The 12,560-nt window shown below is 38.9% G+C and carries 13 protein-coding genes; 2 read left to right on the top strand and 11 right to left on the bottom strand.

What is annotated here, in order from left to right; genetic code table 11:
* Positions 1-84: 84 nt before the first annotated feature.
* Positions 85-963 carry an alpha/beta hydrolase gene (locus KZC02_RS02730; protein ID WP_221392698.1) on the bottom strand — a complete coding sequence of 293 codons (879 nt, stop codon included), beginning with the start codon at positions 961-963 and terminating at the stop codon, positions 85-87.
* Between the two features lie 98 nt (positions 964-1,061).
* Between KZC02_RS02730 and KZC02_RS02725 the strand changes: the two genes are divergently transcribed.
* Positions 1,062-2,417: a BamA/TamA family outer membrane protein gene (locus KZC02_RS02725; protein ID WP_221392697.1), complete on the top strand. Its 1,356-nt coding sequence runs from the start codon at positions 1,062-1,064 to the stop codon at positions 2,415-2,417.
* 40 nt (positions 2,418-2,457) lie between these two features.
* Here the strand turns inward: KZC02_RS02725 and KZC02_RS02720 are convergent, their stop codons facing one another.
* From KZC02_RS02720 to KZC02_RS02675, 10 genes are all read right to left on the bottom strand, one after another.
* Entirely contained in the window at positions 2,458-3,153 is a 696-nt protein-coding gene (locus KZC02_RS02720) for an alpha/beta hydrolase (RefSeq protein ID WP_221392696.1), read from the bottom strand.
* A gap of 125 nt (positions 3,154-3,278) precedes the next feature.
* Positions 3,279-3,974, bottom strand: a complete 696-nt coding sequence (locus KZC02_RS02715; protein ID WP_221392695.1) for an alpha/beta fold hydrolase — start codon at positions 3,972-3,974, stop codon at positions 3,279-3,281.
* A gap of 234 nt (positions 3,975-4,208) precedes the next feature.
* On the bottom strand, positions 4,209-5,069 hold the full coding sequence (locus KZC02_RS02710; RefSeq protein ID WP_221392694.1) for an ankyrin repeat domain-containing protein: 861 nt from the start codon (positions 5,067-5,069) through the stop codon (positions 4,209-4,211).
* A gap of 77 nt (positions 5,070-5,146) precedes the next feature.
* Positions 5,147-5,551, bottom strand: coding sequence for a DUF1801 domain-containing protein (locus KZC02_RS02705; protein ID WP_221392693.1), 405 nt, complete (start codon positions 5,549-5,551; stop codon positions 5,147-5,149).
* Between the two features lie 145 nt (positions 5,552-5,696).
* On the bottom strand, positions 5,697-6,593 hold the full coding sequence (locus tag KZC02_RS02700; RefSeq protein ID WP_221392692.1) for a hypothetical protein: 897 nt from the start codon (positions 6,591-6,593) through the stop codon (positions 5,697-5,699).
* Between the two features lie 12 nt (positions 6,594-6,605).
* A complete protein-coding gene (locus tag KZC02_RS02695; protein ID WP_221392691.1) occupies positions 6,606-7,739 on the bottom strand; it encodes a M1 family aminopeptidase in 1,134 nt (377 codons plus the stop codon).
* A gap of 149 nt (positions 7,740-7,888) precedes the next feature.
* On the bottom strand, positions 7,889-8,284 hold the full coding sequence (locus KZC02_RS02690; protein ID WP_221392690.1) for a hypothetical protein: 396 nt from the start codon (positions 8,282-8,284) through the stop codon (positions 7,889-7,891).
* A gap of 137 nt (positions 8,285-8,421) precedes the next feature.
* Positions 8,422-8,646, bottom strand: a complete 225-nt coding sequence (locus KZC02_RS02685) for a hypothetical protein (protein ID WP_221392689.1) — start codon at positions 8,644-8,646, stop codon at positions 8,422-8,424.
* Positions 8,647-9,215: 569 nt separating this feature from the next.
* Positions 9,216-9,629, bottom strand: coding sequence for a hypothetical protein (locus KZC02_RS02680; protein WP_221392688.1), 414 nt, complete (start codon positions 9,627-9,629; stop codon positions 9,216-9,218).
* 173 nt (positions 9,630-9,802) lie between these two features.
* Positions 9,803-10,213, bottom strand: a complete 411-nt coding sequence (locus KZC02_RS02675) for a DoxX family protein (RefSeq protein WP_221392687.1) — start codon at positions 10,211-10,213, stop codon at positions 9,803-9,805.
* Between the two features lie 213 nt (positions 10,214-10,426).
* Here KZC02_RS02675 and KZC02_RS02670 point away from each other — a divergent pair, with 213 nt between their 5' ends.
* A complete protein-coding gene (locus KZC02_RS02670) occupies positions 10,427-12,544 on the top strand; it encodes an acylase (RefSeq protein WP_221392686.1) in 2,118 nt (705 codons plus the stop codon).
* The last annotated feature ends 16 nt before the right edge of the window (positions 12,545-12,560 follow it).

Here is a 12,560-nt window from a genome sequence, read left to right as displayed (position 1 = left end):
TCAAATACAAGCAATAACTTTTAATTTAGTACTGTTTTCAGGAGTTCTAAACTCAATTTCGACAAATTTAAGTCGGTGTTTTGGCTATTTGCCCAAATAACCGTTATCTCCCAGCCAATCAGCCATTCTTTGCGGCCAGGACTTTATGCTTTGCCATGGCGAACGGTTTCCCATATTAAATCCATGATCCCCTTTTGTATATAGGTGCGCTTCAACCGGCCGTTTTGCTTCACGGTATTTTACAAGCAAATCAACACTGGTAACCGCGCAGCAGGGATCGTCGTTGGCAGCAAGCAAAAAGGCAGGCGGTGCATCCTGTGGAATAGTATACGGTATTCCCAAAGGTCCGGGATAGATCAGCATCTGAAAATCTGGCTTGCCATTTAACCTGTCAACAGGATCTTTTGCATTCGAATCCCCTTTGCCGGAAGCGTATGCAACTGCTGAAACAACTTCACCTCCGGCCGAAAATCCTAGCATGCCAACGCGGCTTGTGTCAATTCCATATGCTTTTGCCAAACTTCTTACCATTCTGACTGCCCTTAGTCCGTCTTCACGAGGTTGTTTTTCGAGCGAGTAGGGGGAACCGTCTTCCCGGGGAAGGCGGTATTTCAATACAAAAACAGTTATGCCCAGTTTGGCCAGATAAGCTGCCGGTTCTGTACCTTCTGCATCATATACGAGCAACCTGAACCCACCGCCCGGACAAACTACAACAGCGGTTCCGTTTGCTTTTCCGGCAGCCGGAAGAAAAACCTGAAGGGAAGGATTATGAATATTTTTTACCCAATAATCTTTTGCAGATTCCTGTTCCTTCGATTTTGTTTCAAATCCGGGAGGCCCGTTTTTCCATAACGGAATGATGGTTTGCACCTGTTGTGCAAAATGAACAGCTGGAAGAAAAACCAGTATCAGTATAAATACAGGCATAAATAACGGAAACAGGCTTTTTTTACTGGCCATTTGGGATAATTAATTGAGTATCGGTGTTGTAAAAGGATGATAAGTAGAATATTTTTATTTTATACCGGACAAGGTAAACAAGTAGCACAAAAAATAAATTGAAAATAATCAAATTCGGGCAAATAAGCCTTGCAGAACCGATTTATACGTTGCATTACGATACTTTGGCCGGTAATAATATGTTATTTTCACACATGTTTTTCAGGTTTCGGGCGAGAGGTTTCAATATGCATTTCGGTTTACTCCTGATTGTTACTCTTTGGTCAGGTTATGCCTTTGCCCAAAGTCCGGGAAATGTGCTGGAAAAGGATTCAACGATAAGAGCCGATACGAGTAAATTATTTGATCTGATTGATGTTGGCAAAAATTTATTACATATAAAACCGCGAAAACCTGAATCCACAGAAGGGAAGATGATATACTTCTCCGCATTGCCTTTTTCCACACAGGTACCTGGCGGTGGAACTGCATTGGTAACTTCAACAACGGCAGGGTTTTATCTGGGAGACAGAAAGGATACCTATATGTCGCGGGTAACTTTTACGCCATACTGGAATTTCAAGCAACGCTTCGGGCTTCCTATCCGATCATATATCTGGCTGAAAGAGAACCGGCTCGTAATTAGCGGGGATACGCGTCTGATGGTTTATCCGCAGCATACCTGGGGATTGGGCCGGCAATATAGCGAGAATCAGAAATTACTCGTTAATTATTCTTACTTCCGCTTTTATCAGCAAGCTTTAAAGCGTATTTCCAAAGGTTTTTTTGCAGGAATAGGCTACCATATTGATTACAGGATAAATATCCGGACGAATCCTGATGATCCGCTTCTGGCAAATTTTACAAAATATTCCTTTGGTACTTCACAATCACTGAACAGTTTTTCGTCTGGTTTAAGCCTGAATACGCTTTTTGATACGCGTAATAATTCCACCAATCCCTGGGACGGATATTATGTCAGTATGCAGTACCGGGTCAATCCGACGTTTTTGGGAAATAACAACTTATGGTCGTCTGTTTATGTTGATTTTCGCAGATACATCCGCTTTGACCAAAACAGGAATAGGCAGAATATGCTGGCCGTCTGGTCCTATCTATGGAAGGTATTTAACGACAAAGTCCCTTATCTGGATTTGCCAAGTATTGGTTGGGAAGATTTTAACCGTTCGGGCAGGGGCTTTGACCAGAATCGTTACCGGGGACGGAATTTAATGTATGTAGAAGCTGAATACCGCCGTGACATTACCAAAAATGGATTTTTGGGTTATGTCGTTTTTGCTAATGCCAATACGGTCAGCGGTCCTAAAAGTGCTTTTCTGATCAGCTGGAATCCCGGAGCCGGAGCAGGAATACGTATCAAAATGAACAAAAAGTCCGGGACAAATATTGCACTGAACTATGGATTCAGTAAGGATTATTCCGGGGTGAAACTAACGCTTGGCGAAGTGTTTTAAAGCTGGTTCAGAAAATTTTATGCCATTAATTCTGTAGTATCTAGTGCTCTAAAAATCCCTGGATGTACTTACAAATTTCCTTGTGCTGGGCTTCATTTCCACGATTATCCATATCATTATGAATCGTGTCCGGTAATTTTATGATTGTTATTGCGAATTCCTTTTGTTCTTCCAAAGTTGGCAAAACTCCATTATCTGCAGGCTGGTCGCTGGAACGGAGTGAGTATACTTTTGGATGTTTTGTTCGTGGTAAAGCCATTCTCCGGTTATCCATTGTAATGATCTTACTTACAATGCCCGTATACTTCTGAGGAAACAAAGCAGTCATATCTCCGCCATTGGAATGGCCGATCAGGATTATATTTTTAAAGTCCAGTTTTGTATTTGATTTTTTCAATTCATTGATAACGAACAAAATATTGTCGGCGCCACGATCCCAGAATGGTTTTCTCACGACCTGAATAATACCACTTGCCGGAATTAAATCGTCTGTCGGTAATTCGTGCTGGATACTGGCCACGAAATATCCTTTTGAAGCCAGATATTCTGTCAGATAAGAAACTTGCCGGTTTCCACCAGGTAAATTCTGATAATAACCATGGCTGAAAATAATGAGTTTTTGGTTTGGGATTTTCTTTTCCGAAACCGGCAAATACAATGCAACCGGAACAGAACGGTTTCTGGAATTATCAAACCATGCCAGACTATCAGTTTTAACCAAAAATTGCTGGTTCAAAGTTTGGCCTTGTACATTACTGATTGTCAGACAGCTTATTAATAGTAAACAAAAGATTTGTTTTTGGAAAATACCGGAGTTCATTCTGAATTTTACTTTTTGATTGAAGAGCAATAAATTTTTTCTTAATTGTTTACGAAATCCATAATTAAATCATTCATAACTTTCCGCTGCTTTTCATTTGCGTCATTATCCATGTCTGAATGTTTGATATCATTTAATTTTATAATTTTCATTCTATATTTTTTCTGATCTTTTTCTGTGGGTATAACACCTTCATCAGCTGGCAAATCACCCGAACGTAACGAATATACTTTTTGATTTTTTCCTAAAGGTAAAGCCATTCTTCTATTATCCAGAGTGATTATTTTGTCCACCTTTTCCGGATACTTATGAGCAAATAAAGCAGTCATATCTCCACCATTTGAATGACCGATTAATATTAGCTGGCTGTAATCCAGTTCGGGTTTTGCCCTTTTTAATTCAGTTAATACAAAACGGATATTTTCAACACCTCTTTCCCAGTTTGATCTTCGGGTAACCTGAAACGGTCCGTTCATTGCCAAAAGGCTATCCGTTGCAAGTTCATGTTGTATACTGGCGACGAAGTATCCGTTTGATGCAAGGTTTTCCGTCAGATATGAATACACTAAATTATCTCCACCCTTATTTTCACCGTATCCATGGCTGAAAATAATAAGTTTTTGCTTCCTGATTTTCTTTTCCGAAACCGGCAAATACAATGCAACCGGAACAGAACGGTTTCTGGAATTATCAAACAATGCCAGACTATCAGTTTTAACCAAAAATTGCTGGTTCAAAGTTTGGCCTTTTACCTTACTGATTGTCAGACAGCTTATTAGAAGTATATAAAATATTAGTTGTCGGAAGATACGGGAGTTCATTCTGTAATATACTTTTGAATGGACCAGATAATATTGAGTCCGTTGCGCAAGTTATTATGATTTTCTGCGATTTGGTCAGAATGGCGGCTAATTATTCGATTTCTATGATTGACTATTGGCTAAACTGGCTTTTGATCTTGGCGATGATTTTTATAAACGGGATATTTCAAGCAGATAATTTTCTATCTTTTTATATTTTTTCTTCAGGTTCTCATCGTTTTCTTCCTCCTGCATATGACTTGCCCAATCTAATGGTGTACCATCAAACACCTTATCCCTGGCATCCGTATCAGCTCCGGCTTGAATCAGAAGTTTCACGGTTTCCAGCGAGCCCGATTGTACTGCCTGATGTAAAGCCGATGCATGCGTATGAAATCCATGGTCGATGAACACGTTTACATCCACGCCCGACGTTATCAGTAAAGTCGTCATATCCGGTTTTCCGTAAAATGCTGCTGCAATTAAAGCCACTTGCTTTTCATCCATACTAACTTCGTCTAATAAGCTATTTGCATCTTCAATTCGATCAAGACAAACAGCAGCTGTTAATGTGATTTGGCCGCTTCTTTCAATGATATGCCTTGCTGCTTCAATATTCCCATGAGCCAAAGCAGCCTGGGCGTTTCCAGGTTTAGCGCCGCTGTCAATCAACAAATCAATCAGGCCAATTTGCACGCCACATTCCCGTACAATTCTTCCTGATTCAACAAGTCCTAAGGTATATCCAATTTGTTCCTGAAAACTTTCCGGAGCATTTTGCCTTGCCGATTTTATCAGCAGACCAGTAATTTCAATAATATTTGCCGGCACCTTTTCAATTCTGATAGGGTTGTTTGCTATAAACCAAAGCAGATACGGCTGCTTAAAATATCCTTCTGTTGGCTTATCCAGCCGATTTGTTATCAATTGCGGGTTTGTTTGCAACAAACTTTGAAGCTGGGATATATTTCCGCTATCGATAGCCTCAACCGCCTCCAGGAATAACGGGTCGCTGATGTCAGAAGTTTTCATGTGGATACAAGTTAGTGTAGCTTTGCACTTACGGACTGCAAGTGTTTAATTAATTTCCCTAAGCCTAAACTCAGATTTCATCTACTTTTTAATGTAGCTGCGATCATACCCTCCAAAACCTTCAAATCTACATCGGCCAACTTGTTAATATACAGGCAACCGACACCAGTTTTATGCTTGCCCAATTTTTCGAGAGCTGAGGCATGCTCCTTAATATTTACACTGATATACAAAGATAGACTTGCTTTGCGTGGAGAAAAACCAATCCGGAGCCAATCAACTTCTCTTCCGGTTGCAGCGCTTTTGTATGGTTTATTACCAAAACCAATAATTGAGCTGCCCCACATTTTGGGTTCTTCACCGGTTGCTTTTTTCATCATTTCCAAAATCACAAAACTGTCTTTGCGCTTTTGTTCCTCCTTTACTGCATTGATGAATTCTTCAACGCTTCCGGAGGTTGGTTTTGTTTTTATTTCGGCCATTTGAAAGGTGTATTAGCTTTAATTATTTGAATTGAAGACTTATTGAAATAGTAAATTTATTTATTTTCTGGCAGGTATTTTGTGATGCAATTACCATCAACATTCAATAGGCCTTAACCAAAGAATGCGCTATAATCATCTTGTTTCAATTTTTTGCAATTTCCCTGTCTATAACCTTTAGCAGCTGTTCCGGATTACCTTTAATAATGATTGTTTTAAGTTCGAGGCTTTTTGTTTCACCAGCACCAAGATTAATTGCCGGGTCTGCGTGTTGGCATGATCGTTCAGGATTAGTCCACAAATTACCGGTTTCCTTGGTATATGTAGCCGCTATCCAGGATTTGTCGTGAGATAGTGTAGCTATAAACGGTTTATCAGCTTTCCTGGACTTATAATATCTTGTTACCGAATCAGAATCTTTTTCTGAACGAATGGAAGGTACATCCCAATTATATGAAACCAAATAGCGGCATGGCAGCCACTTTTGCAATGGTATCGTGAGTCGGTTTGGTGTTTCTGATGCCATCAATTCAAAACCATCTGAATGATGGACATATGTTCTCTGCAAAAGCGAATCTGAAAAAACGGAATACAATTTTACGCAGGTTACAGCTTGTAAATTCAAATACGAAACATCTGAATGATTAATGAATTTATAAGTATAACGCAGTCCATTGGCTTCCAGACGAGCCGTGGCAATCAGCGATACCTTATTATCCAAATCCGATTCATATATAAGTGAATTACCTTCAGCACGCCAGGTTGGCAATGTTCTTTTGTTGGCGCTTCCCTTTGATACAAAGTAGAGTTGCTCAATTTTATTATTTTTTTGATTTAAACCCGTTACATGTTCAGGAAATTCAATTTCAATTCCACGATCAGAATTCGGTTGGTTTGGTAAAAGGACTTTTAACAGAGGAAAATCTTTTTGCACAACAATAACTTTTAGTCCTTTTGAGATCATTAATTGTGGTTGCACTTTTATCTCAGAACCAGAAAATAAAAACAATGATAAAATCAATATACAAAGTTTTTGTTTCATTTGTCGTCAGTTTTATTCAACTTTCTTCACTGTAATATAGAAATTAAGGTCAGCTTTTAGCGTATCAGTTTCATTGATATTTGTCATTTTTAAAGATTGCCATTCAGTCGTAGGCCGAATCCAATTTTCCTTTGTCAGGTTTGTCTTTACCGGCATTGTAAAGTTTTTGTTACAGTTTCCAAACCTGTACCATAATTCGTGATTGTTCATTTTATATTCCAGAACCGGAACATTCGCCGTTCTTAAATACTGATCAAATAAATAAGTAAAATTAATACCTGAATTTAAATTAATAAAGTTTTCAACCTGATTTGTCGTAACGACCTGATGGTAAAATTTGCTATTCAGGCCATTCAGTATTTTTAAAAATTTTGCATCATCATTGATAATCGTTCTGATCATATGAAGTATGGCCCATCCTTTAACATAATTATCCTGGCTTCCATCTTCATTAATCCCGTATCTTGCAATGATCGGTTTGTCATTTTCGATTGTTCGGAATCTGCCTGCTAAATATTCTTCCCCTGCCGCTTTTCCACTAATATCAGCAATAACCAATTCTTCACCCAAACCAGCAAAACCTTCCTGTATCCATCTGTCGGCGATATCAATAGCAGTTATATTATTACCAAACCATTCATGGGCCATTTCATGGACTATCAATTTGTCTGTTTTTTTACCCCAGCCAGTGTTGGATATATCGCCGCCCTTTTTATTGGTGCCTTTCATGTAGCTGCTGCCATATGCAATCGCACTTTGGTGTTCCATTCCGATATACGGTGCATCTGCCATTTTAAAACCATCTTCATAAAATGGGTAGGGTCCAAACCAGTGTTCAAACGATTTCATGGTAATGTTTACTTCCGGAATCATATGTTTTATAGCTTTTGGCCGGTTATAATCAAGTATCCAGTAATCTATACTTAGATTTCCTTTCTTTCCCTGATAAGTCTGGCTGATATTCACATATTTTCCGACATAGAATGAAATGGCGTAATGGCTGATCGGGTTTTGAACTGCCCATTTGTATGTTGTGGTGCCATCGGCATTTATACTTTTACCTTTTAAACGCCCGTTTCCAACCGCAATCAGAGAATCAGGCACAATAATAGAAATTGAAGCGCCTTTGTCTGGTTCATCGTACATCGTGTTTTTGCAGGGATACCATAAACTTGCCCCTTTGTACTGGCACGCAACCGAAATCCATGGCCTCCCTAACGAATCCTTTGCCCAAACCAGGCCGCCATCCCACGGAGGTTTTATTGATTCTGTTGGTTTGCCGGAATAATAAACCGCTATTTTATTTTTTTAGAAGTTTGTTTCTGTGTTATTTTTAGATACCAAATATTCCGGTTGTGCTCATACGCAACTTTTTTCCCGTTCTGAAACACACTGTCAATTGTCAGCGGGCTTACCAGATCAATTTGCATTAATTCGGAATGCACTTTATCACGCACATTGTATTCAATTACATTTAATCCGGTTATGGTTTTATTAATATAATCCGGCCTGACCGTCAGATCATAATGCTGGATATCCCACCAGATCCTTTCGGGTGTGACAGAACCATTTAGCGTATCATCCTTTGTTGGAACATTTTGAATTGCATTTTTCTGGGCGTTTACAGTTATAAATAATAAGCAGAATGCAGCCAAAAGGAATGTTTTTTTACCTGAAGTATTAAGTGTCAATTGAATAAATTTTGAAATGAATCTCAACTTTTAGTATGGTAAATTTCTTATAAATCACTTAAAGTAATATCTTATCTATCAAATAGTGGAATTAAAATATTACAAAGTCGATCTTCCTTATCCTGAAAGATGGATATTTATTTCTCCATATATACAATTGATTCTGCGCTAAGGTTTGTAAATGATAAAGTATCATAGCCATTTTTTGAGAAAGTAATGGTTATGTCTTTGCAATCAGGAACACAACCTCCAAATCTATTGCAAACATTAAATTTTCCAGTTGTGTCTGTGTAAATAAATTCAGAACCACTTACAACGTTGACAAAAACACTGTCAAGTGGAAGATTGGTTGATTTATCCATAACTGTTCCGTTTGAACATTTAAATCCCTCGCAACTGGTTAGGAAATATACCGACTGAATAAGAAATATAACTCTTAAAACCCGTTTCATAATACCTCAATTATTAATAGTACTTTGAAAGACTTCATCCACAAATTTGTAAGATGTTTTAAAGTTAACGTATTATCAATTAGCAATATGACGATTTTTTTGGTTAAATTCAGTAAAAGTTGGTAAAGTAAATCTAGCGCGTTTATTACCCAAGAAAAGGTCAGTTATCTGGCTTATAAACAAATTGCCACTTCGTCCATTTTTAACTTTTCAAGCAAAAAAAACAAGTTCTGGGATTCCAGGAATTTTAAAATAATTATTTCTTTCAGGTGTTCATAGTCTTTACCGAGTATTGCTGCCTTGTTAAGGGGAATGGGTTTTCGCTATGTTTCAATTATCAGCTTTATCAGTACTGACACATTAATTTAAAATTTGGTTATTCTGAAATAGCAATGCCCATAAATCAAATGTGAACCGAAAGATCCTTTACGGTTTTCGGCTCACATTTATTGGAGTTTCCAAAATGAAATATTAATTGGTCAGGCACCGGCAAAAATCACTTTTTTACCTCGTTTCAGCACATAACCCTTCCACATGAAAAAGGAAAGGTTACCTTTCTTCCAAACGTAACCACCTTCTTTTCCTGTTCTGGTTAAAATTAGACTGCTTGCAGAACCTGGCATAAACAGCTCGGCCTTTTTTCGGTTTTTACTAAAAATTACAACAGCCTCCGAAGTAAAAGTACCTTTTGGATTGGTTTCTTTCAGACGAATTTCCTGTTCAAAAAGCCTTACACAATCGTTTTTGATTGTTGAAAAAACATAACCGGCTGAACCAATGCAGCCATGTTTGTCTTTATCACCACCAGTTTTTTGTGGTAAAGGCGTTTGCGCGAATGCCAAAGCAGGAACCGCTGCAAGCAGCAAATTGAGAAGGATTGATCTCGTATTCATTTAGTGTTTGTTAATGTTTTGAAATATTTTTAGTTGGAATATGCGGCGTAATGATCTTGTAATTATCATTAAGATTTGTGTCAGCCTATACATTTACGTATTATGATTCAGTTTGTCACAGCTTTACGATCATTTTTTGTTGTAGGGTGTTTCTGTATAAACTTTGTTTAGTTTTATTGCGTACTGTGTTCATTTGTTGCTTTTAATTTTTCAAATGGTATTATCAATGACAACAAAACACATATTAGAAAAAAACTGAATTCCATCCCATTTCTTCCACCACCGACCACAAACCATCCTTCGTTATAATGGACTGTTATAATGCCTGCAATCAGAATTACGATATTGATAACGGAAGCAATTTTTATGTATTTATCCAACAGTAAAAATACTGACGTAATTATTTGAGATATTACAATAGACCAGGCAATAAATACACCAAACGGTGCAAAACCAATCTGATTTAAAAATAGGTTACCAAAATTATTGACATCATTTTCTGTAAAAATTCCGTGTAAACTATGTGATAAAAAGATGGTTGCCAATCCGAACCGTAATATAAATGTGTTGTTAAGTGTTTTCAAAGTGGTAGCAATTTTATATTGATGATTCGTTTTAGTTTTAAATGTGCGATCTGCAAATAACTTAATTAATGATACTATACAACAGTTCATGTGATATTTTTCGCACACCTTAACCCGTTATTCCTTATTTTGCAAAATGAATGTTTATCTGTGAACATTAATAATATGTTGACGATAAAACGATTTCAATCACTCCAAATTACCAATTTTAACATGCCCGGAAAATTTATCATTATTTCGTTTTTCTTGCTTACAGTCCTTCGAACTGAATCCTCTTTTGCACAGAAAAAACCAACTTACAAACAAGCTGAAATTCTGTGGGACTCGTACGGCGTTCCTCATATTTATGCCAAAAATAATGAAAGCCTGTTTTATGCTTACGGTTGGGCACAGGCTAAAAATCATGGAGATCTGATATTGCAGTTATACGGACAAGCACGTGGAAAGGGTGCAGAATACTGGGGTGAAAAGTATGCCCAGGCTGATCGTTGGGTCATCACCAATAGTATTTACGAAAGGGCAGGTAAATGGTATGATCTGCAAAAGCCGGCCATGCGTAAAAACCTGGATGCCTTTGCAAGGGGTGTGAATGATTATGCCAGAGAGAATCCGGATAAGATCAGCGCAGATGCTAAGCTGACTTTGCCTGTAACTGCTACGGATCTCATATCACATGCACACCGTGTTACCCATTTTGTATTTCTGGCTCCTCAGGGGCAGGTGGCAGCTGCTGAAAAAATGCAGGGAGATAAGAACGGTTCCAATGCCTGGGCGATAGGTCCTTCCAAATCGGCAAGCGGAAACACATTGCTGCTGACAAATCCGCACCTTCCCTGGACGGACTTGTATACTTACTTTGAAGCACAGCTGGTTTCGCCTGGTATCAATACGTATGGTATCAGCCGTATAGGATTTCCTGTTCTGACTATGGCTTTCAATGCAGATGGCGGTTATGCGCAAACGGTGAATACCAACGACGGACAGGATTTTTACGAGCTGACAACCGTAGAAGGAGGGTACAAATGGGACGGAAAGATAAAGCCTTTTGAAAGCAAGGAGCATCTTTTAAAAATCAAACAGGCGGATGGCACATTAAAAGAGGAAAAAATGACAATCCGGCATTCTATTCACGGACCAGTAGTTAGTGACAAAAACGGGAGGGTCATTGCAATGAAAGTGACAGGTTTAGGGCAATCGGGCATGTTTGAACAATACTGGGATATGGCGCGTGCAAAAGATCTGTCGGCGTTTGAGGCAGCGGTAAGCCGTTTGCAGATCCCCATGTATACGCTCATGTACGCAGATAACAAGGGGAATATTTTTAATTTGTTTAACGGAGAAGTTCCTGTTCGTCCATTGGGAGACTGGAAATTCTGGTCAGGTGTTGTGAAGGGCGATACTTCGGGTACTTTATGGACCAAAACACATCCTTATAAAGATTTACCTAAAGTCACGAACCCTAAAACAGGCTGGTTGCAAAATACCAACGAACCGCCATGGACTGCTACAATTCCAATGGTAAATAACTACAAAGATTTTCCATCTTATATAGCTCCTGAACCCAATATGTCATTCAGGACTCAAAGTTCTGTTCGAATGTTAAGCAATCCTTCCAAGATTACATTAGACGATTTTGTTCAGCTGAAACTCTCAACCAGAATGGAACTGGCCGACCGGATCGCCAGTGATTTGATAGCAGCAGCGGAGGCAGACGGAAGCCCGGAAGCGAAGGAGGCGGCAAGTGTATTGGCTGGCTGGGATCATAATACAAATAGTGATAGTAAAGGAGCATTTTTATTTGACAGGTTTGTAAGGAATTGGGTAGGAGGGACAGCAAAACTTGGCACATTGGGAACTGCATCCAAATTATTTTTAAATCCTTGGGATCTAAACGATCCGGTTAATACTCCGAACGGTTTAGCTGATACGAAAGCAGCTGTGAAGTCGCTGCTGGAAGCGGCCAAAGAGGTAAAAGCCAATTACGGAAAACTGGATGTTGCCTGGGGTGACATATTTCGTTTTAAAATAGCAGATCTTGATCTTCCCGGGAATGGCGGACCTGGCCCGATGGGTGTTTTCAGGACGATGACATTGGGAGCACCAGTTGATGGGAAATATTATCCCGCACATGGTGATACGTATGTTGCTGCAATTGAATTTTCTAAACCACTAAAAGCGAAAGTATTAACCAGTTATGGCAACGCAACGCAGCCAGGATCCAAACACCGGAGTGATCAGCTTCAATTGCTTTCAGAAAAGAAAATGCGGGATGTTTGGTTCACGCGGGACGAGGCGGAGAAGCATTTGGAGGAGAAGACGGTTTTTGAGTAAAAACGAACAAATTTTG

Source organism: Dyadobacter sp. NIV53, assembly GCF_019711195.1.
GTDB lineage: Bacteria > Bacteroidota > Bacteroidia > Cytophagales > Spirosomataceae > Dyadobacter.
This window is presented reverse-complemented; position numbering and strand designations above follow the sequence as displayed.